At 66.3% G+C, this 19,931-nt stretch carries 19 protein-coding genes; all 19 read left to right on the forward strand.

Going from position 1 to position 19,931, the window contains the following annotated elements; translation table 11 throughout:
* Window positions 1–12: 12 nt before the first annotated feature.
* The 19 genes from L6Q21_RS08500 (at window position 13) to phoU (L6Q21_RS08590) (ending at window position 19,708) form a co-directional block, all read left to right on the forward strand.
* Window positions 13–705: an NnrU family protein gene (locus L6Q21_RS08500; RefSeq protein WP_237830316.1), complete on the forward strand. Its 693-nt coding sequence runs from the start codon at window positions 13–15 to the stop codon at window positions 703–705.
* 21 nt (window positions 706–726) lie between these two features.
* On the forward strand, window positions 727–1,527 hold the full coding sequence (locus L6Q21_RS08505) for an SDR family NAD(P)-dependent oxidoreductase (protein ID WP_237830317.1): 801 nt from the start codon (window positions 727–729) through the stop codon (window positions 1,525–1,527).
* Between the two features lie 83 nt (window positions 1,528–1,610).
* Window positions 1,611–2,927: a sensor histidine kinase gene (locus L6Q21_RS08510; RefSeq protein ID WP_237830318.1), complete on the forward strand. Its 1,317-nt coding sequence runs from the start codon at window positions 1,611–1,613 to the stop codon at window positions 2,925–2,927.
* 86 nt (window positions 2,928–3,013) lie between these two features.
* Window positions 3,014–4,057, forward strand: coding sequence for a substrate-binding domain-containing protein (locus L6Q21_RS08515; RefSeq protein ID WP_237830319.1), 1,044 nt, complete (start codon window positions 3,014–3,016; stop codon window positions 4,055–4,057).
* On the forward strand, window positions 4,054–5,448 hold the full coding sequence (gene pstC / locus L6Q21_RS08520; RefSeq protein WP_237830320.1) for a phosphate ABC transporter permease subunit PstC: 1,395 nt from the start codon (window positions 4,054–4,056) through the stop codon (window positions 5,446–5,448). The genes L6Q21_RS08515 and pstC (L6Q21_RS08520) overlap by 4 nt, the downstream gene beginning before the upstream one ends.
* Entirely contained in the window at window positions 5,441–6,730 is a 1,290-nt protein-coding gene (gene pstA, locus L6Q21_RS08525; protein WP_237830321.1) for a phosphate ABC transporter permease PstA, read from the forward strand. The genes pstC (L6Q21_RS08520) and pstA (L6Q21_RS08525) overlap by 8 nt, the downstream gene beginning before the upstream one ends.
* 17 nt (window positions 6,731–6,747) lie before the next feature.
* Window positions 6,748–7,548 (forward strand): phosphate ABC transporter ATP-binding protein PstB, encoded by an 801-nt coding sequence (pstB, locus tag L6Q21_RS08530; RefSeq protein ID WP_272492460.1) that lies wholly within the window; start codon window positions 6,748–6,750, stop codon window positions 7,546–7,548.
* A gap of 11 nt (window positions 7,549–7,559) precedes the next feature.
* On the forward strand, window positions 7,560–8,285 hold the full coding sequence (phoU, locus tag L6Q21_RS08535; protein ID WP_237830322.1) for a phosphate signaling complex protein PhoU: 726 nt from the start codon (window positions 7,560–7,562) through the stop codon (window positions 8,283–8,285).
* Between the two features lies 1 nt (window position 8,286).
* The gene (phoB, locus tag L6Q21_RS08540) at window positions 8,287–8,994 is read left to right on the forward strand and encodes a phosphate regulon transcriptional regulator PhoB (RefSeq protein WP_237830323.1); all 708 of its coding nucleotides are present in this window, start codon (window positions 8,287–8,289) and stop codon (window positions 8,992–8,994) included.
* 134 nt (window positions 8,995–9,128) lie between these two features.
* Window positions 9,129–10,022 carry an SDR family NAD(P)-dependent oxidoreductase gene (locus L6Q21_RS08545; protein WP_237830324.1) on the forward strand — a complete coding sequence of 298 codons (894 nt, stop codon included), beginning with the start codon at window positions 9,129–9,131 and terminating at the stop codon, window positions 10,020–10,022.
* A 418-nt stretch (window positions 10,023–10,440) separates the two neighbouring features.
* A complete protein-coding gene (groES, locus tag L6Q21_RS08550) occupies window positions 10,441–10,728 on the forward strand; it encodes a co-chaperone GroES (RefSeq protein WP_418895817.1) in 288 nt (95 codons plus the stop codon).
* Window positions 10,729–10,795: 67 nt separating this feature from the next.
* Entirely contained in the window at window positions 10,796–12,439 is a 1,644-nt protein-coding gene (gene groL, locus L6Q21_RS08555) for a chaperonin GroEL (protein WP_237830326.1), read from the forward strand.
* A 162-nt stretch (window positions 12,440–12,601) separates the two neighbouring features.
* Window positions 12,602–14,617: a M13 family metallopeptidase gene (locus tag L6Q21_RS08560; protein WP_237830327.1), complete on the forward strand. Its 2,016-nt coding sequence runs from the start codon at window positions 12,602–12,604 to the stop codon at window positions 14,615–14,617.
* 92 nt (window positions 14,618–14,709) lie between these two features.
* Window positions 14,710–15,093, forward strand: a complete 384-nt coding sequence (locus tag L6Q21_RS08565; protein WP_237830328.1) for a VOC family protein — start codon at window positions 14,710–14,712, stop codon at window positions 15,091–15,093.
* Between the two features lie 149 nt (window positions 15,094–15,242).
* Window positions 15,243–16,271 carry a phosphate ABC transporter substrate-binding protein PstS gene (pstS, locus tag L6Q21_RS08570; RefSeq protein WP_237830329.1) on the forward strand — a complete coding sequence of 343 codons (1,029 nt, stop codon included), beginning with the start codon at window positions 15,243–15,245 and terminating at the stop codon, window positions 16,269–16,271.
* Window positions 16,272–16,329: 58 nt separating this feature from the next.
* Window positions 16,330–17,310 carry a phosphate ABC transporter permease subunit PstC gene (gene pstC, locus L6Q21_RS08575; RefSeq protein WP_237830330.1) on the forward strand — a complete coding sequence of 327 codons (981 nt, stop codon included), beginning with the start codon at window positions 16,330–16,332 and terminating at the stop codon, window positions 17,308–17,310.
* Between the two features lies 1 nt (window position 17,311).
* The gene (gene pstA / locus L6Q21_RS08580) at window positions 17,312–18,148 is read left to right on the forward strand and encodes a phosphate ABC transporter permease PstA (RefSeq protein WP_237830331.1); all 837 of its coding nucleotides are present in this window, start codon (window positions 17,312–17,314) and stop codon (window positions 18,146–18,148) included.
* 11 nt (window positions 18,149–18,159) lie between these two features.
* The gene (pstB, locus tag L6Q21_RS08585; RefSeq protein ID WP_237830332.1) at window positions 18,160–18,981 is read left to right on the forward strand and encodes a phosphate ABC transporter ATP-binding protein PstB; all 822 of its coding nucleotides are present in this window, start codon (window positions 18,160–18,162) and stop codon (window positions 18,979–18,981) included.
* A 28-nt stretch (window positions 18,982–19,009) separates the two neighbouring features.
* Complete coding sequence (gene phoU, locus L6Q21_RS08590) at window positions 19,010–19,708, forward strand: phosphate signaling complex protein PhoU (protein ID WP_237830333.1); 699 nt, start codon at window positions 19,010–19,012, stop codon at window positions 19,706–19,708.
* The last annotated feature ends 223 nt before the right edge of the window (window positions 19,709–19,931 follow it).

Below are 19,931 nucleotides of genomic sequence, written 5' to 3' on the forward strand. Positions count from 1 at the left end.
AGGAATCTGGGCATGACCGTGTCTTTTCTGCTGCTGCTGGCGGCCTTCGTGCTGACCCATATCGGCCTTGCCACTCCGTTCGCGCGGGACCGGCTGGTGGCGCGGCTGGGGGAGAAGGGGTTCCTGGGGGTTTATTCCCTGGTCTCCCTGCTGCTGCTGGGCGGCGCCATCTTCGCCTATCGGCAGCTCGACCCCTATCCTGTCTGGGCGGCGCCGGGCTGGGCCTGGCTGTTTTCCTCGGCGCTGATGCTGGGGGCCTCGATCCTGTTCGTCGGCTCGCTGACGCCGGCCAACAAGGGGCTGGCCGGGGTGCCGGTGGACGAGCGGCCGGCGAGCGGCGTGCTGCGGATCACCCGGCATCCGATGATGTGGGCGTTCGCCATCTGGGCCATCGTCCACGCCTGGATGTCGGGCAGCCTGCCGACCGTGGTGCTGGCGTTCGGGATCGGCGCGCTGGCGCTGATCGGCGCGGCGCATCAGGATGTGAAAAAGCGCAGGCTGCTGGGGGGCAACTGGGTGCGCTATGAACGGCAGACGAGCTATTGGCCCTTAGGCGCGCAATTCTCCGGCCGGCAGCCGTGGAGCGCCTTGTGGCCGGGGGCGGTGCCGGTGCTGGGCGGCGCGTTGCTCTGGGGGTTGGCCACCTTCGTGCACCCGATGCTGATGCGGGCGCCGGCGGTGCCGCCCTGGGGCGCGCTGGCCTGAGCCGTTCGGGGAGGAAGGCTTATGGGTTTCGAGGCAAAGAGGGTGTGGATCACCGGGGCTTCGTCCGGGATCGGGGCGGCGCTGGCGCGGGCTTTCGGTGGCGCGGGGGCGAGGGTAATCCTTTCCGGGCGGGACCGGGAGGCTTTGGCGCGGGTGGCGGCCGGCGTGCCGGACGCGCGAATCCTGCCCTTCGAAGTGACCGACCATGCGGCGCTTCCGGGGATCGTCGCCGAGGCGGGCCCCGTGGACATGCTGATCCTGAACGCCGGCATCTCGCAGCGGGGGCTGGCCGAGGACACGGTGATGGATGTCTACCGCACCATCATGGAGGTGGATTATTTCGCGCCCGTCGCGCTGGCGAAGCTGGTGCTGCCGCAGATGCTGGAGCGGGGCTCCGGGCATCTGGCGGTGACGGCGAGCGTGGCGGGGAAGTTCGGCTCTCCGCAACGCACCGGCTATTGCGGCGCCAAGCATGCGGTGATGGGCTTCTTCGACGCCCTGCGCACGGAAGTGGAATTTCGCGGCGTGAAGGTGACGACGATCGTGCCGGGCTTCGTGCGGACCGAGATCGCCGCCCGGGCGCTGACCGCCGACGGCAGCGCGAAGGGCGAGGGGCAGGACGATGTGAACGGCGGGATCAGCGCCGGGGAGGCGGCCGAGATCATCCTGGCCGGCTTCGAGAAGGGCTTGCGCGAGATCGATGTGGGGGCCGCCGGCGGGCCGGAAATGGCGTTGCTGCAACTGAAGCGGCAGGACCCGGAGCGGCTGTTCGATCTGATGGGGCAGATGGGCGAGGGCGTCGTCCGTCAGTTCAAGGGGTAGCGCCGGCCGCTTTGATTGCGGTCAGGTGGCGAAAATGTTGCAAAAGGGATGCGCGCGGCGTCTTCCTGTGGCAGGGGGGCGGCGTGACCGATGCGCGCGCGACCCTTCTGGCCGTGGTGGCGGGGCTTGGCCTGGCGGCAGGCATCGCCCTTGTCGGCGCGGATATTGCCGGCCCGGATATTTCCGCCTGGCTGTGGGCGCCGTTTCTTCTGACTGTCATTTTCCTCGTCTATCTGCTTGGGAACAGGCAACCGGATGGCGATGGGGGTGACGTGCCGCTGAGGCTCAGGCCACTGCAGATTCCGCCCGAGGGCGCAGACCTGATCCGCCTTTCCGCCCTGGAATATCCCGCGCTGGTGGTTTCCGCCGACTGGCAGGTGCTGGCCGCCAACGAAGGCGCGATGGAACTGTTCGGCCAGCGCGTGGTCGGCACCGACCTGCGCCAGACGATCCGCCACCCGGTGGTGATCGACGCCGTGCGGCTGGGGATCGCCGGGCAGGAGCCGGCGGCGCGCGAAGTGACGACGCTGGGCGCGCGCGACGGGGCCTTCCGGGTGCGGGTGGTCTCGCTGGACCGGCAGCGGCTGCTGCTGAGCTTCGCCGACATCACCCAGGCGCGGCTGACCGAGCGGATGCGGGTGGATTTCGTCGCCAACGCCAGCCACGAACTGCGCACGCCGCTGGCCAATATCTCCGGCTTCATCGAGACGCTGCTGGGGCCGGCAGCCGAGGACGAGCCGGCGCGGCGGCGGTTCCTGGATATCATGGGTCGCGAGGCGGCGCGCATGTCGCGGCTGATCGACGATCTGTTGAGCCTGAGCCGCATCGAGCTCGACAAATATGTGCGGCCGCAGACGCGGCTGGAACTGCCGCCGCTGCTGACGGACGTGGGCAAGACGCTGGCGATGCGGCTGGAGGCCGACGGGCGCAAGCTGGTGCTGGAAGTGGAGCCGAACCTGCCGCAGGTGGTGGCCGACCGCGACCAGATCTTGCAGGTGCTGCACAATCTCATCTCCAACGCCTTGAAATATGGGCATTCCGGGACGCCGGTGATGGTTTCCGCCGTGCTGGAGAAGCCGGCGCGCGGCGAGGAGATGGTGCGAGTTTCGGTCCGCGACGAAGGCGATGGAATTGCGCCCGAGCATCTGCCGCGGTTGACCGAGCGCTTCTACCGCATCGACACCGGCCGCTCGCGCTCCATGGGCGGCACCGGGCTGGGGCTGGCGATCGTCAAGCATATCGTCGAGCGGCACCGCGGGCGGCTGGAGATTTCCAGCCGGCAGGGCGAGGGGACGGTGGTGTCGTTCACGCTTCCGGTGATGGCGCCGGCGCTGAAGCCGGCGGAGGAAGCGGAGGCGCCGGAGGGTGTGTCACAAAATAGAAATGCTTCTGTAACATAAGCCTTGCCGTCGAGACATAAAATGCATCGACGGGCGGCCGGGTTCCGGTGTGCCTTTGTTCAATCCGTTGAAACGGCAGGTATTCGTTGAACCGGCAAGCCAGGCTCCGCTGCACAGCTCTGCTCGCTGCGACGCTGTTCGCGCTGGTTTCCTGCGCCGATTCGCGGACCCAGATCCGCATCGTCGGATCCTCCACCGTCTTTCCCTTCACGACGGCGGTCGCCGAGAATTTCAGCCGCAACAATCCCGAATATCTGGCCCCCATCGTGGAGGCGACCGGCACCGGCGGCGGGATCAAGCTGTTCTGCGCCGGCCTCGGCTCGCGCTTTCCCGATGTGGTGAACGCGTCGCGGCGGATGAAGGCGAGCGAGCTTCGGGACTGCGCTAGGAATGGCGCGGTGCATGTGGTGGAAATTCAGGTGGGGATCGACGGCGTGGTGCTGGCGCAGGGGAAGGGCGGCGCGGCCTTCGACCTGAGCCTGCGCGATGTCTATGCCGCGCTGGCCGCCGAGCCATTTGGGCGGCCGCAGACGGCGAAGACCTGGAAGGATGTGAACCCGGCGCTGCCGGCCGTCCGCATCGAGGTGATCGGGCCGCCGCCGACGTCGGGCACGCGCGACGCCTTCAACGAGCTCTACATGGAGCCGGGGTGCGACACCGATCCGGCGATGCGGGAGCTGAAGAAGGCGGATTCCGCCCGCCACAAGACGGTCTGCAACAAGATCCGCGAGGACGGCGCCTATGTGGAAGCCGGCGAGAACGACAATCTGATCGTGCAGAAGCTGGCGGCCAATCCGCAGTCGGTGGGGGTGCTGGGCTTTTCGTTCCTGGAGCGGAACCTCGACACCATCCGCGACGTGCCGATCGACGGGGTGATGGCGAGCTATGAGACGATCTCCGACTTCACCTATCCGGCGGCGCGGCCGCTGTTCATCTATGTGAAGGCGCAGCATGTGAAGGCCATCCGGGGCCTGCGCGAATTCCTGGACGAATATACGAGCGAGCGGGCCTGGGGGCCGGGCGGCTATCTGCAGCGGCGCGGGCTGGTGCCCTCGCCGGACTCCGTGCGCGAGGCGAACCGGGCGCGGGCGGAGACGCTGGCGCCGCTGGCGGCGGAGGAACTGGCATGAGCCTTTGGGCCGTGCTGCTGGCGGTGCTGGCGCTGGGCGCGCTCGGCTTCTGGCTGGGGCGGCGCCGGGCGCTGGGCTTCGTGGCGCAGGCGGGCAGCGAGGTGGGCGCGGTGCATTCCCGGCCGCACCAGCATGGGGTTTTCGTGGCGATCCTGTCGCTGCTGCCGGCGCTGGCGGTGATCGCCGCCTGGGCGGCGCTGGCGGGCGGGCTGGTCTCCCGCGAGGTGCTGGCGAGCCTGCCGGAGGGCGCGGTCGGGCCGAGTGATCTCGAACGCTCGGCCTTTCTGGCGGAGGTGCGCGGGCTGGTGCGCGGCGATTACGCCGCCGCCTTCAATGCGCATGCCGAGGCGGCGGCGGCCGTCTGGAAGGCATCCGCCACGCGCTACGCCATGCTGTTCGGCAGCGCGGCGCTGGCCCTGGGGGCGCTGGGGGCCTTGTGGGGCTGGAGCCGGCTGACGGCGGATTTCCGCGCCCGGACGCGGGTGGAGCGCTTCGTGATGCTGGCGCTGGTGCTGGCGTCGCTGGTGGCGATCCTGACCACTTTCGGCATCGTCGCCAGCCTATTGTTCGAGAGCTTCCGCTTCTTCCAGCTGGTGAGCCCGGTGGAATTCCTGTTCGGCACCCAATGGTCGCCGCAGACGGCGATGCGGGCCGATCAGGTGGGCTCTTCCGGCGCCTTCGGGGCGGTGCCGCTGTTCTGGGGCACGGTGTTCATCGGCGCCATCATCGCCATGCTCGTCGCCATTCCGCTGGGGCTGATGACGGCGATCTACCTGACGCAATATGCCGCGCCCGGCGTGCGCAAGGTGGCGAAGCCGGTGCTGGAAGTGCTGGCCGGGGTTCCGACCGTGGTCTACGGCTTCTTCGCGGCGCTGACGGTGGCGCCCGCCGTGCGCGACTTCGCGCTTTCGATCGGCATTTCCAACGCCAGTTCGGAGTCGGCGCTGGCCGCCGGGCTGGTGATGGGGGTGATGATCATTCCCTTCGTCTCCTCGATGGCGGACGATGCGCTGACGGCGGTGCCGCGCTCCATGCGGGACGGCAGCCTGGCGATGGGGGCCACCCCTTCGGAAACCATCCGCAAGGTGCTGATCCCGGCGGCGCTGCCCGGGATCGTCGGCGGCGTGCTGCTGGCGGTTTCGCGGGCCATCGGCGAGACGATGATCGTGGTGATGGCCGCCGGGCTGGCGGCGCGGCTGACCGCCAACCCCTTCGACAGCGTGACGACGGTGACGGCGCAGATCGTGGCGCTGCTGACCGGCGACCAGGAGTTCGACAGCGCCAAGACGCTTTCGGCCTTCGCGCTGGGGCTGGTGCTGTTCCTGGTGACGCTGGCGCTGAACGTCTACGCGCTGGCCGTGGTGAAGAAATATCGGGAGGCCTATGACTGAGGCAGTCCAGACCGCCGCGCCGACGCTGTGGAGCTCGCCGGCGATGCAGGCGCGCATCCGCAGGCGCTATCGTTCGGAAAGGCTTTTCAAGGGCCTTGGCCTTGCGTCTCTGGCGCTCGCCTGCGGCTTCCTGCTGTTCCTGCTGGCGAGCGTGATCCTGAGCGGCTGGCCGAGCTTCCGGCAGACGCAGATTCTGGTGCCGGTGAGCATCGACGCCGGGCGGCTGGGGGTGACGGCGGCCGAGGCGAAGGCCGATCCCGAGCGGCTGCGGCGCGCCAATTTCCAGGGCGTGGTGCAGGACGCCGTCGACAAGTCGGTGGGCGACGCGGTGCCGCTGGTGTCCGAAGGCGCCTGGCTGGCGCTGCGCGAGGCGGTGGAAGCCGACCCGGCGCTGATCGGCACACACAAGGACATGTGGCTGATCGCCTCGTCCAATCTCGACCAGTTGGCGAAGGGGCGGATCGATCTGGCGGCGCCGGAGGGCGACCGGCCGGTCAACGACCAGGAGATCGCCGCCTGGAAGCAGCTGGAGGCCGATGGCAAGCTGCGCACGGCCTTCAACCGCACCTTCCTGACGGCGGCGGATTCGGTGGACCCGGAACTGGCCGGTGTATGGGGGGCGCTGAAGGGCAGTTTCCTGACACTGGTGGTGACGCTGCTGATCAGCTTCCCGGTGGGCGTGCTGGCCGCCATCTATCTGGAGGAATTCGCGCCGAAGACCCGCTGGACGGACGTGATTGAGGTTTCGATCAACAATCTGGCGGCGGTGCCTTCCATCATCTTCGGCCTGCTGGGGCTGGCGGTGTTCCTGAACACGATGAACATGCCGCGCTCGGCCCCGGTGGTGGGCGGGCTGACGCTGGCGCTGATGACGCTGCCGGTGATCGTGATCGCCAGCCGCGCGGCGCTGAAGGCGGTGCCGCCTTCCATCCGCGACGCGGCGCTGGGGATCGGCGCCTCGCCGGTGCAGGTGGTGTTCCACCATGTGCTGCCGCTGGCGCTGCCGGGCATGCTGACCGGCACCATCCTCGGCATGGCGCGGGCGCTGGGGGAGACGGCGCCGCTGCTGATGATCGGCATGCGCGCCTTCCTGACCTCCGTTCCGCAGGGGCTGGCGCAGCCGGCGACCGTGCTTCCGGTGCAGATATTCATCTGGTCGGACAATGTGAGCCGGGGCTTCGTCGAGAAGACCAGCGGCGCCATTCTGGTGCTGATGGCCTTCCTGCTGGCGATCAACAGCCTGGCAATCTATCTGAGAAACCGTTTCGAGGTGCGCTGGTGATTGGTGGCAAGGTGAGCATGGCTGCGCACGAAGGGGCGGCGGCCGACGGGGCGGCGGAGACGACGCTGAAGATGACGGCGCGCGACGTCCGCGTCTTCTATGGCGCCTTCGAGGCGCTGAAGGGCGTGTCGATCGACGTGACGAAGGAGGATGTGACCGCCTTCATCGGCCCTTCGGGCTGCGGCAAGTCCACCTTCCTGCGCTGCCTCAACCGGATGAACGACACGGTGGCGGGCGCCCGCGTCGAGGGGCGGATCGAGCTGGACGGTCAGGATATCCACGACCCGGCGATGGACGTGGTGCAGCTGCGCGCGCGGGTGGGCATGGTGTTCCAGAAGCCCAACCCCTTCCCCAAGAGCATCTATGAGAATGTGGCCTATGGGCCGCGCATCCATGGGCTGGCGGCGAAGAAGGCCGACATGGACGTGATCGTGGAGAAGTCGCTGCGCCGCGCCGGGCTTTGGGACGAGGTGAAGGACCGGCTTTCGGATTCCGGCACCGCGCTTTCGGGCGGGCAGCAGCAGCGGCTGTGCATCGCCCGCGCCATCGCCGTGAACCCGGAAGTGATCCTGATGGACGAGCCGGCCTCGGCGCTCGACCCGATCGCAACCGCCAAGATCGAGGAGCTGATCGACGATCTGCGCGGGCGCTACGCCATCGTGATCGTCACGCACAACATGCAGCAGGCGGCGCGGGTGAGCCAGAAGACGGCCTTCTTCCACCTGGGCAGCCTGGTGGAATATGGCGACACGCGGCAGATCTTCACCAATCCGCGCGAGACCCGCACCAAGGATTATATCACGGGCCGTTACGGCTAGGAGTGGATGAGATGGCGAAGCCCCCGACCGCGCACACGGTGCGCTCCTTCGATGCGGAGATCAACCAGCTTCGTTCGCTCATCGGCCAGATGGGCGGGCTGGCGGAAGCGCAGATCGCCGATTCCGTCGACGCGCTGATGCGCCGCGACGCCGATGCGGCGACGGCGGTGGTGCTGCGCGACAAGGAGCTGGACGCGATGGAGGCCGAGGCCGAGCGGCTGGCGCTGACCATCATCGCCGTGCGCGCGCCCATGGCCGACGACCTGCGCGAGATCGTGGCGGCGCTGAAGATCTCCGCGGTGATCGAGCGCATCGGCGACTATGGCAAGAATATCGCCAAGCGGGTGCCGGTGCTGACGCAGGCGGCGCCCGTGGGGCCGTCGGTGATCCTGCCGGAAATGGCGCGCGCCACCACCGGAATGATCCGCGACGCGCTCGACTGCTATGTGGACCGCGACGCCGAGCTGGCGAGCCAGGTGATGGCCCGCGACCGCATGGTGGACGATTTCTACAACTCGCTGTTCCGCTCCCTGCTGACCTATATGATGGAGAACCCCCATCATATCACCTCGTCGGCGCACCTGCTGTTCATCGCCAAGAACCTGGAGCGGGTGGGCGATCATGCGACCAACATTGCCGAGATGGTCTATTTCTCGGTGACTGGCGAGCATCCGGGCGACCGGACGAAAACCGACCGCACCGCCTCGATGGCGGTGAGCGACCGCGAAGGAGAGTAAGATGCGCCCCCGGATCCTGCTGGTGGAAGACGATGCGAACCTGGTGGAACTGGTTCGCTACAACCTCGACAAGGAAGGCTTCGACGTCGTTTCCACGCCCGACGGCGAGGAGGCGCTGGTTCTGGCCGAGGAAGAGCGCCCCGATGTGGTGGTGCTGGACTGGATGATCGCCAACCTGTCGGGCATCGAGGTGTGCCGGCGGCTGCGGCGCGCGCCCGAGACGGCGTCGCTGCCGATCATCATGCTGACGGCGCGGGCCGAGGAAGGCGACCGGGTGCGCGGGCTGGAAACCGGCGCCGACGATTATGTGACCAAGCCATTCTCTCCGCGCGAGCTGGTGGCGCGGGTGCGGGCGGTGCTGCGGCGGCTGCGGCCGGCGCTTTCCGGCGGCAATCTGGAATATGGCGGCATCAGCATGGACACCAGTTCGCACAAGGTGACGCGCGACGGGCAGCCGGTGCAGTTGGGGCCGACGGAGTTCCGCCTGCTGCGCCACTTCCTGGAGCATCCGGGCCGGGTGTTCAGCCGCGAGCAGCTTCTGGACGCCGTCTGGGGGCGGGACGTCTATGTGGAGCAGCGGACGGTGGACGTGCATATCCGCCGGCTGCGCAAGGCGATCAACCTCAACGATCTGCCCGATCTCATCCGCACCGTTCGCTCGGCGGGCTATGCGCTGGATTCCGAAGCCTCCCTCAAAATGGCTAGCTGAGCGGGGCTTCCCATAGACGGGGACGGCTCCAGTTCCTTGTTTTCCCGCATGGGTTCCTGTTCGAATGATTCCATTCGAACAGGACATGCTCTAGGAAGCCGCCGTTTCCTTTTCCGGCTTGGGAGTTTCGCGAGATGAGCATCCGTTTCGACAACCGCGTGGCGATCGTGACCGGCGCGGGCGGCGGGCTTGGCCGCCGCTATGCGCTGGACCTGGCGGCGCGCGGCGCCAAAGTGGTGGTGAACGACCTGGGCGGCGCGCGCGACGGCTCGGGCAGCAGCGCCACGGCGGCGGAAGCGGTGGTGGAGGAGATCCGCGCCGCCGGCGGCGAGGCGATCGCCAGCGCCACCAGCGTGACGGACGCCGACGCCATCTTCGCCATGGTGGAGGAGGTGAAGGCGAAATGGGGCCGGATCGACATCCTGATCAACAACGCCGGAATCCTGCGCGACAAGACCTTCACCAAGATGACGCTGGAGGACTTCCGGCTGGTGCTGGACGTGCATCTGATGGGCGGCGCGATCTGCACCAAGGCGGTGTGGGACCTGATGCGCGAGCAGGCCTATGGCCGCATCCTGATGACCACCAGCTCTTCCGGGCTCTACGGCAATTTCGGCCAGGCCAATTATGGCGCGGCGAAGCTCGGGCTGGTGGGGCTGATGAAGACGCTGGCGCTGGAAGGCGCGAAATATGATGTGCGGGTGAACAGCGTGGCACCGCTCGCCGCGACCCGCATGACCGAGGACCTGATGCCGCCGGAGCTGCTGGCGCGGATGGGGCCGGAGACGGTGAGCCCGGCTTCCCTCTATCTGGTGAGCGAGGAGGCGCCGACGGGCGTGGTGCTGAACGCCGGGGCCGGCGGCTTCGAAGCCGCCCATGTGACGATTACAAAGGGCATCCATGTGGGCGCCGAGGCCATGACGCCCGAAACCGTGGCGGAGCGGATCGCCGAGATCCGCGACCGGGCGGGGGAAACGGTGCCCGAGACGGGCGCGGGGCAGGCGCAGGCGGCGCTTGGCGGCGGCTGACGAGCGGCTTTTAAAGGACGATTGTGCGGTTTGCCAACCAGCGGTGATTGTGCGCTCGCCGAGCTGACACTGGACATTTCCAACAGCCGTCACCCCGGGTCAAGCCCGGGGTGACGAGGGAGTGTTACGGCCGTCGCTTCTCACCGGAACCGACGTTCGCCGCCTGGGTTTGTAAACTGCACCATCATCTTTCAAAGGCGGGATTGTGCGCGAGATTCGGCCGCTTCCGGGCTGCCGGTCGGCTTCCGGGCCTCTCCCTTGCTGGGAGGGGCTTTTTTGTTCGCGGTTCGCCTTGACCCTTGTCTGGCGGGTGCCTATCTCGGCCGCGTTGGCACTCACTATTGGGGAGTGCTAGCGGCCGGTTGCCTTTCGGGGGCCGGCTCAGTTTCAACGAAGCGAATAGAGGGACCAATCCATGGTGGACTTCACCCCGCTGCACGACCGCGTGCTGGTTCGCCGCATCGAGGCCGACGAAAAGACGGCCGGCGGCATCATCATCCCCGACACCGCCAAGGAAAAGCCGCAGGAAGGCGAAGTGATCGCCGTCGGCAAGGGCGCCAAGGATGACGACGGCGACCGCATCGAACTGGACGTGAAGGTCGGCGACAAGATCCTGTTCGGCAAATGGTCGGGCACCGAAGTCAAGCTGAACGGCGAAGACCTGATCATCATGAAGGAAAGCGACATCCTCGGCGTCATCGCCTGAGGCCCGCGTTTCGGTTGAGCTGGACCCCGGATCAACTCCGGGGTGACGAATCTGGAAGGAATTGAATATGGCAGCCAAGGACGTGAAGTTCGGGCGTGACGCCCGTGAACGCATCCTGCAAGGCGTGGACATCCTCGCCGACGCGGTGAAGGTGACGCTGGGGCCGAAGGGCCGCAACGTGGTCATCGAAAAGAGCTTCGGCGCGCCGCGCATCACCAAGGACGGTGTGACGGTCGCCAAGGAAATCGAGCTCAAGGACAAGTATCAGAACATCGGCGCGCAGATGGTGCGCGAAGTCGCTTCGAAGACGAACGATCTCGCCGGTGACGGCACCACCACCGCCACCGTGCTGACGCAGGCGATCGTGCGCGAGGGCCTGAAGTCGGTCGCCGCCGGCATGAACCCGATGGACCTGAAGCGCGGCATCGACAAGGCCGTCATCAAGATCGTCGAGGATCTGAAGGCCCGCTCGAAGCCGGTCGCCAACTCGGCGGAAATCGCCCAGGTCGGCATCATTTCGGCCAATGGTGACAAGGAAGTCGGCGAGAAGATCGCCGAAGCCATGGAAAAGGTCGGCAAGGAAGGCGTGATCACCGTGGAAGAGGCCAAGGGCCTCGACTTCGAGCTCGACGTCGTCGAGGGCATGCAGTTCGACCGCGGCTACCTCTCGCCCTATTTCATCACCAACGCGGAAAAGATGCAGGTGGAGCTTGAGAACCCCTACATCCTGATCCACGAGAAGAAGCTCTCCAACCTGCAAGCCATGCTGCCGGTGCTGGAAGCGGTGGTGCAGTCGGGCCGCCCGCTGCTGATCATCGCCGAAGACGTCGAAGGCGAGGCTCTGGCGACGCTCGTCGTCAACAAGCTGCGCGGCGGCCTCAAGGTCGCGGCGGTGAAGGCGCCGGGCTTCGGCGACCGCCGCAAGGCGATGCTGGAAGACATCGCCACGCTGACCGCCGGCGAGCTGATCTCCGAAGACCTGGGCATCAAGCTGGAAAGCGTGACGCTGCAGATGCTTGGCCAAGCCAAGAAGGTGACGATCGACAAGGACAACACCACCATCGTCGACGGCGCCGGTGCGGCCGACGCCATCAAGGGCCGGGTGGAGCAGATCCGCGCGCAGATCGAAACCACGACCTCCGATTATGACCGCGAGAAGCTGCAGGAGCGTCTGGCGAAGCTGGCCGGCGGTGTCGCCGTGATCAAGGTCGGCGGCGCGACGGAAGTGGAAGTGAAGGAGCGCAAGGATCGCGTGGACGATGCCCTGCACGCCACCCGCGCGGCGGTCGAGGAAGGCATCCTTCCCGGCGGCGGCACGGCGCTGCTCTATGCGACGCGCGCCCTCGACGGCCTGAAGGGCGACAACGAAGACCAGACCCGTGGTGTGGACATCGTCCGCCGCGCGCTGCAGTCGCCGGTTCGCCAGATCGCCGCCAACGCCGGCCATGACGGCGCGGTGGTTGCCGGCAAGCTGCTGGAGCAGGCCGAAACCACCTTCGGCTTCAACGCCGCGACCGATGTGTATGAGAACCTCGTCGCCGCCGGCGTCGTCGACCCGACCAAGGTCGTCCGCACGGCGCTGCAGGACGCGGCTTCGGTCGCCGGCCTGCTGATCACGACGGAGGCCACCATCGCCGAACTGCCGGAAGACAAGCCGGCCGCCGGCGGCATGCCGGGTGGCATGGGCGGCATGGGCGGAATGGACTTCTAAGCCAGTCGCCTGATCGGACGAAGGAGGGGCGGAGCCGCGAGGCTTCGCCCCTTTTTCATGCCCGGGATGGCGCGGGTTTCGACCAACCGCCGGCAGAAGTCGACGAAATGGGCTGGACAGGGCGGGTCGGTCGGTTCCACGTCATTTCATTGTCATGACAAGATGATGGAAGTGTTTGTGAACAAGATATTGCTTGCGGCGCTGGCCGCTGTTTCCTTTTCCGCCGTTTCCGCTGTTTCCCACGCCCAGACCTATGGCAGCTTCGGCCTCGACACTGCCGGCATGGACCGGAGCGTGAAGCCGGGCGACGATTTCTACCGCTTCGCCAACGGCACCTGGGAGAAGACCACCGAGATCCCGGCGGATCGTTCGAACTATGGCATGTTCACCGTGCTGGACGATCTTTCCAAGGAGCGGACGAAGAGCATCCTCGACGAGCTGAAGGGCAATCCGCAGAGCCTCGCGGGGCGGAGCTATGCCTCCTATCTGGACCAGCCGGCGGTGGAAGCGAAGGGGCTGGCGCCGATCCAGCCCTGGCTTGCCGAGGTGCGCAAGGTGGAGAAGGCCGGTTACCCGGCGCTGGTGGCGAAGGCGCAGCAGGCGGGCATCCGCACGCCTTTCCCCAATTATGTAAATCAGGACGACAAGGACCCTGAGACATACATCGTGAACATGATGCAGGGCGGGTTGGGCATGCCCGACCGCGACTATTATCTGCTCGACAGCGAGAAGATGCAGAAGACGCGCGCCGCCTATCTGAAGCATCTGGCGACGATGCTGGAGTTCGCGGGCGAGAAGAATGCTCCGGCGCGGGCGAAGGCGATCGTCGATTTCGAAACGGCGATCGCCAAGGACCATTGGAACCGGGTGGACAGCCGCGACGCCGACAAGACCTACAACAAGCGCACGCTGGCCGAGTTGCAGAAGGAAGCGGCCGGCTTCGACTTTCAACCTCTGCTGACCGCCGGTGGCAAAACCACGCAAACGCTGTTGGTGGCGCAGCCGAGCGCGGTGGCGGCGACGGCCAGGGCGATCGGCGCCGCGCCGATCGGCGTGCTGCGCGACCAGATGATCGTGCGCAGCCTGGAAGCCTATGCCGATTACCTGCCGGATGCGGTCGCCAATGCGAACTTCGCCTTTTACGGCACGGAGTTGCAGGGCACGCCGGAGCGACAGGAGCGCTGGAAGCGCGCCGTCGATTTCACCGTGGGCGCCGTGCCGGACGATGTGAGCCAGGTGTATGTGGCGCGTTACTTCCCGCCGGAAACCAAGGCGGCGATGGACGAACTGGTGAAGAATGTGCTGGCTGCCATGGGCAGGCGCATCGACGGCCTGCCGTGGATGGCGGCGGAAACCAAGGCGAAGGCGCAGACGAAGCTGCAGAGCTTCACCACCAAGATCGGCTACCCGGACCGCTGGAAGGATTATGCTGGGCTGGAGATCAGGGCGGACGACCTGTTCGGCAACGCCTGGCGCTCGAACCAATTCGACTTCGCTTATGATCGCGGCAAGCTCGGCACCCCGGTGCGGCGGTGGGAGTGGTTCATGACTCCGATGACGATCAACGCCTATGCCAATTTCGGCATGAACGAGATCGTCTTCCCGGCCGCGATCCTGCAGCCGCCCTTCTTCGACCCCAAGGCGGACCCGGCGATCAACTATGGCGCCATCGGCGCGGTGATCGGCCATGAGATCAGCCACCATTTCGACGACCAGGGCTCGAAATATGATGCGACGGGCAAGCTGACCACCTGGTGGACGGAGCAGGATCTCGCCAACTTCAAGGCGTTGGGCGAGAAGCTTGTGAAGCAGTATGACGCCTATGAGCCGATGCCGGGCGAGCATGTGAAGGGGGCGCTGACGCTGGGGGAGAATATCGGCGATCTGGCCGGGCTTGCCGTGGCGCTGGATGCCTATCACGCCAGCCTCGGCGGCAAGCCGGCGCCGGTGCTCGACGGGCTGACGGGCGACCAGCGCTTCTTCCTGGGCTGGGCGCAGGCCTGGCGGCGCAATGTGCGCGAGGCGGCGGCGCGGCAGCGGCTGCTGACCGACCCGCACGCGCCCGACCAGTATCGCGCCGACATCGTCCGCAACTTCGACCAATGGTATGAAGCCTTCAAGCCGGCCGCCGATGGCAAGCTGGTTCTGAAGCCGGACGAGCGTGTGAAGATCTGGTAAGCCGCTGCCGGCGAAGGGGTGTGGCGCCTCTTCGCCGGCCGGCCGCGGCGTGATAGGGTTGTGGCCTGCGGAAACATCCAGGGAGAGTCGCATTGGCCGACAGCATCATTTCCCATGTGTCGGTGCCGGTTCGGGATCTTGCGGCATCGCGGCGCTTCTACGATGCGGTGCTCGGCGCGCTGGGGTATCGGGTGGTGATGGATGCCGGCGCGCATGGAGTCGCCTATGGCTCGGCCTTTCCGGAATTCTGGATAGGCCATGCCCTGGAAGGCGCCCCCGATCCGGGCAATGGGGTTCATGTGGCGTTTCTGGCGCCCGACCGGGCGGCGGTAGACCAGTTCCATGCAGTGGCGCTGGAACTGGGGGCGACGGATGCCGGAGCACCGGGCCTGCGGCCGCATTATGATGCCGATTATTATGGCGCCTTCGTGCGCGATCCAGACGGCAACAAGATCGAGGCCATGCTGATCGGCTGAGGCAGCGGCCGATTCTCCGGAAGACCGGGGTGAAAACGCGCCCATCGCCGCCGGCGCGAGCAAGGTTCACGAGTGTGTCACAAAAGCGCAACTTCAGTTTGGGAGAGGCGCTTGGAAGACCATGGCGCCCCCCATTCGAGGATGACACAATGCCCGTGACGATTGCACACAAGTTCCGGTTTACCCTGGCGGCGGCTTCCCTTTGCCTGGCTCTGCCGGCGGCGGCGGCTGAAATCACGGGCGCGGGCGCGTCCTTCCCGGCCCCGGTCTATGCGAAATGGGGTTCCGCCTGGAAGGCGGCCACCAGCAACACGCTGAACTATCAGTCGATCGGCTCGGGCGGCGGCCAGTCGCAGATCAAGGCGCGCACGGTCGATTTCGGCGCTTCGGATGACCCGATGTCGGAAGCCGATCTGGTGAAGAGCGGCCTTGTGCAGTTCCCGACGGTGATCGGCGCGGTGGTGCCGATCGTGAATGTGCCGGGTGTGGCGAGCGGCCAGCTTCGCCTGACGGCGCCGGTGCTCTCGGAAATCTACCAGGGCCGAATCACCCGCTGGAACGACCCGGCGATCGTGAAGCTGAACCCGACGCTGAAGCTGCGGCCGATGCCGATCACGCCGGTCTATCGCTCCGACTCGTCGGGGACGACGGCGGTGTTCACCAACTATCTTTCCAAGGCGGCCCCGAACTGGAAGCTGGGCGCCGGCAAGGCGATCAGCTGGCCGACGGGCACGGGCGGGAAGGGCAATGAAGGCATTGCCGCCAATGTGAAGAACACCGCCGGCGCGCTGGGCTATGTCGAATCCAACTATGCCACCGCCAACAAGCTGACGATGGCGCAGCTGCAGAACGCGGCCGGCAACTTCGTCGCCCCGACCATGGCCTCGTTCAACGCCGCCGCCGCCCAGGCCGACTGGGCGAATTCCAAGAACGGCGTCGTCGACATGCTGGCCCTGCCCGGTGCCGGCACCTGGCCGATCGTCAGCGCCACCTATGTGCTGGTGGAGCGCAAGCCGAGGAATCCGGCCCGCACCGCCAGCGTCATCAACTTCTACGACTGGTCGTGGAAGAATGGCGGCAAGGTCGCGACGGAACTCGGCTACATCCCGCTGCCGGCTGCTGCGATCGCCAAGTCGCGGGCGGAGTGGGCCGACATCACCGGTGTGACGCTGCGTTAATCGATGCGAGCCAGGCGGCCCTTTTCAGGAAGGGCCGCCTGCCAGTCAGGGGAATGTTATGGCCGACGCTGCCGCCAGCCAGCAGCAGGCGCTGAATCCGTCGCGCAGGGCTGCTTTGCCCGGAGGGATGTTGGCGGCGGACCAGTTGTTCACCCGCTCCGTGCAGATGACGGGGCTGATCGTCCTGCTGCTGCTGGGGGCGATCATCGTCATGCTGGCCATGGGAGCGTGGCCGGCGCTGCAGGCGGAAGGCCTGCCCTTCTTCTGGTTGCCGCAATGGGATTCGGTGAACGAGCGTTTCGGCGCCGGGATCATGATCTACGGCACCATCGTCACTTCGATCATCGCTCTGGTGGTGGCGGTGCCGCTGTCGATCGGGGTGGCCTATTTCCTGACGGAAATCGTTCCGAACGCCTTCCGCAAGCCGCTGGGCATGACGGTGCAGTTGCTGGCGGCGGTCCCGTCGATCATCTACGGGATGTGGGGCTTCTTCATACTCGCGCCCTGGCTCGCCGAGCATTTCATCCTGGATGTCGCGGATCTTTTCGTGAACGTGCCGCTGCTGAACAAAGTGTTCGACTATGGTTCGGGCACCAGCATCTTCACCGCCGGCCTGGTGCTGGCGGTGATGATCCTGCCGCTGATCACGGCGATGTTCGTGGAAATCCTGAACGCCACTCCGGTGGTGCTGAAGGAAGCCGTCTACGGCCTAGGCGCCACCCGTTACGAAGTGATCCGCGACGTGGCGGTTCCCTATGGGCGGCGGGCGATGATCGGGGCGGTGATGCTGGGCCTGGGGCGTGCGCTGGGCGAGACGATGGCCGTGACCTTCGTGATCGGCAATGCGACGCGGCTTTCGCCCAACATCTTCTCGCAAGGGGCGACGATCGCCTCGACCATCGCCAACGAATTCAACGAAGCGGGCATGGGCACGCTGAAGCTGTCGGCGCTGCTGGGCCTCGGCCTGACGCTGTTCATCATTTCCTTCATCGTGCTGCTGCTGTCGCGGTGGTTCGTGAAACCGCGGATGGGAGGCTGAGATGAGCGTGTCTCTGAAGCGCCGCAAGACGATCAACAGCATCGTCGGCATCGTCTGCACCGGCGCCGCCCTGCTGGCGCTGTTCCTGCTGGCCTCCATCCTCTACACGCTGGTGGCGCGCGGCCTGCCGGCGCTGAACCTGAACACGCTGACGACGACCATGGCGCCGACCGGCGAGAATGGCGGCCTGGCGAACGCGATCGTCGGCAGCCTGATCCAGGTGGGGATCGGCATGCTGATCGCCATTCCGATCGGCATCATGGCCGGCACCTATCTGGCGGAATATGGCAAGGGCTCGAAGCTCGCCGAGGCCACGCGCTTCGTCAGCGACGTGCTGCTGTCGGCGCCGTCGATCCTGGTCGGCCTGTTCGTCTATACGATGATGGTCGCCACCACGAAGACCTATTCGGGGATGGCGGGGGCCGTGGCGCTGGCGGTGATCGCGATTCCGATCATCATCCGCACGACGGAAGACATGCTGAACCTGGTGCCGACGCCGATGCGCGAGGCTTCCGCCGCGCTGGGGGCGCCTTCCTACAAGACGGTGACGAAGATCACCTGGCGGGCGGCAGCGGCCGGCATCCTGACCGGCATGCTGCTGGCGCTGGCGCGGATCGCGGGGGAGACGGCGCCGCTGCTGTTCACCTCGCTCGGCAACCTCAACTGGTCCACCTCGCTGTGGAAACCGATGGCGAGCCTGCCGATCGCCATCTATCAATATGCTGCAAGCCCTTATGAGGATCTGGTGCAGCTCGCCTGGGCCGGTGCTCTCCTCATCACCGTCGGCGTGCTTGCGATCAACATCATTGCCCAAGCCGTCATTGGCCGGGGCAAATAGGAGTGTCCAACATGGCTGACGCCCCCCATGTCTCGTCGCTTGCAGATGTCGTTGGCCGGCATGGCACGCTGGACGGCGCCAAGCCGGCGATCGTCACCCGCAACCTGGAATTCTTCTATGGCGACAACCGCGCGCTGAAGAACATCAACCTGGAGTTCCCGGAAAAGCGGGTGACCGCGCTGATCGGGCCTTCGGGCTGCGGCAAGTCCACGCTGCTGCGCATCTTCAACCGGATGTACAGCCTCTATCCCGGCCAGCGCGCGACCGGCGAAGTGCTGATGGACGGCGAGAATCTGATCAGCGACAAGGTGGACCCGACCGACCTTCGCGCCCGGGTCGGCATGGTGTTCCAGAAGCCGACGCCCTTCCCGATGTCGATCTACGAGAATATCGCCTATGGGGTGAAGCTGCACCAGAGGATTTCCAAGGCGGAAATGGACGAGCGGGTGGAGTGGAGCCTGCAGAAAGCCGCGCTCTGGGGCGAAGTGAAGGACCGGCTGGACAGTTCGGCGCTTGGCCTGTCGGGCGGGCAGCAGCAGCGGCTGTGCATCGCCCGGACGATCGCGGTGAAGCCCGAGGTTCTGCTATTCGACGAACCGACCTCGGCGCTGGACCCGATCTCCACCGCCAAGATCGAGGAACTGGTGGCCGAGCTTCGCGAGGAGTTCACCATCCTCATCGTCACCCACTCGATGCAGCAGGCGGCGCGCTGTTCCGACCAGACGGTGTTCATGTATCTGGGCGATGTGATCGAATCTGGGCCCACCGCCCAGATCTTCACCAACCCCAAGGTCAAGCAGACGCAGGAATATGTGACCGGCCGCTTCGGCTGATTTCTGCAAAAAGCGACAGGAGCCGATCATGACTTCGTCTGAAAAGCCGCATACCGTTTCCTCGTTCGACGAGGATCTGCTGCACATGCGCACGCTGGTGATCCAGATGGGGGCGCTGGCGCATGCGCAGGTGAGCATGGCCATCGACGTGCTGGAAGCGCTGGACGCCAGCGCGGCGCGGGCGATCGTTGCCAACGACGGCCAGATCGACCGGCTGCAGGTGGAAGCGGAACTGCTGGCGGTGCAGATCTTCTCCCGCCACGCGCCGCTGGCCGAGGATCTGCGCGACGTGCTGGCCTCGCTCAGGGTGGTGAGCGCGCTGGAGCGGGTGGGCGATTATGCCAAGAACATCGCCCGTCGCACGGTGCGCATGGCCGAACTGTCGCAGAATGGGGCGGTGGATGCGGTGGGCGAGCTGGGGCAGGGCGCACGGGCGCTGCTGCGCGATGTGATGGCGGCTTTCCTCGATCGCGATGTGGCCAAGGCCGCTTCTGTGGTTGCCGCCGACGAGGCGGTGGATCGCAACTACAACAAGGCGTTCGGCACGCTTCTGAACGCCGCCGAGCAGCCGGGCGCGCCTGTCGAGTCGCTGACGCACCTACAGTTCATCGCCAAGCACTTCGAGCGGATCGCCGATCAGGCGACCAACATCGCCGAGCAGATTCAATATGCGGAAGGCGGAGCCATTCCGGCGGAGCGACACACCCCTGCGGATGACGTCGACTAGGCTGAGACCTATAGACGTAATGGGTGTATTTTCGTCATCCCGGGCTTGATCCGGGATCCGGTTTCTTGTCCACGGCGGTCGGAAAGCTGGACCCCGGGTCAAGCCCGGGGTGACGAGGGGTAACGGGGTTACGAAGGGGGATAGGAGACCCCAACTTGGGGGCATGTCGCGTTCGGATGTGCGCATTCGAGCAGGGAGCCTGTGTGGGATAGCGCAGAATCGG

This window comes from Sandaracinobacteroides sayramensis, assembly GCF_022014495.1.
Classification (GTDB): Bacteria; Pseudomonadota; Alphaproteobacteria; order Sphingomonadales; family Sphingomonadaceae; genus Sandaracinobacteroides; species Sandaracinobacteroides sayramense.

Bases quoted from the DNA above. Each gene is read 5' to 3' on its own strand.
- L6Q21_RS08500 (WP_237830316.1), top strand. From the start codon at position 13: ATGACCGTGTCTTTTCTGCTGCTGCTGGCGGCCTTCGTGCTGACCCAT.
- L6Q21_RS08505 (WP_237830317.1), top strand. From the start codon at position 727: ATGGGTTTCGAGGCAAAGAGGGTGTGGATCACCGGGGCTTCGTCCGGG.
- pstC (WP_237830320.1), top strand. From the start codon at position 4,054: ATGAGCCTTTGGGCCGTGCTGCTGGCGGTGCTGGCGCTGGGCGCGCTC.
- pstA (WP_237830321.1), top strand. From the start codon at position 5,441: ATGACTGAGGCAGTCCAGACCGCCGCGCCGACGCTGTGGAGCTCGCCG.
- pstB (WP_272492460.1), top strand. From the start codon at position 6,748: ATGGCTGCGCACGAAGGGGCGGCGGCCGACGGGGCGGCGGAGACGACG.
- phoU (WP_237830322.1), top strand. From the start codon at position 7,560: ATGGCGAAGCCCCCGACCGCGCACACGGTGCGCTCCTTCGATGCGGAG.
- phoB (WP_237830323.1), top strand. From the start codon at position 8,287: ATGCGCCCCCGGATCCTGCTGGTGGAAGACGATGCGAACCTGGTGGAA.
- L6Q21_RS08545 (WP_237830324.1), top strand. From the start codon at position 9,129: ATGAGCATCCGTTTCGACAACCGCGTGGCGATCGTGACCGGCGCGGGC.
- groL (WP_237830326.1), top strand. From the start codon at position 10,796: ATGGCAGCCAAGGACGTGAAGTTCGGGCGTGACGCCCGTGAACGCATC.
- L6Q21_RS08560 (WP_237830327.1), top strand. From the start codon at position 12,602: ATGATGGAAGTGTTTGTGAACAAGATATTGCTTGCGGCGCTGGCCGCT.
- pstS (WP_237830329.1), top strand. From the start codon at position 15,243: ATGCCCGTGACGATTGCACACAAGTTCCGGTTTACCCTGGCGGCGGCT.
- pstC (WP_237830330.1), top strand. From the start codon at position 16,330: ATGGCCGACGCTGCCGCCAGCCAGCAGCAGGCGCTGAATCCGTCGCGC.
- pstA (WP_237830331.1), top strand. From the start codon at position 17,312: ATGAGCGTGTCTCTGAAGCGCCGCAAGACGATCAACAGCATCGTCGGC.
- pstB (WP_237830332.1), top strand. From the start codon at position 18,160: ATGGCTGACGCCCCCCATGTCTCGTCGCTTGCAGATGTCGTTGGCCGG.
- phoU (WP_237830333.1), top strand. From the start codon at position 19,010: ATGACTTCGTCTGAAAAGCCGCATACCGTTTCCTCGTTCGACGAGGAT.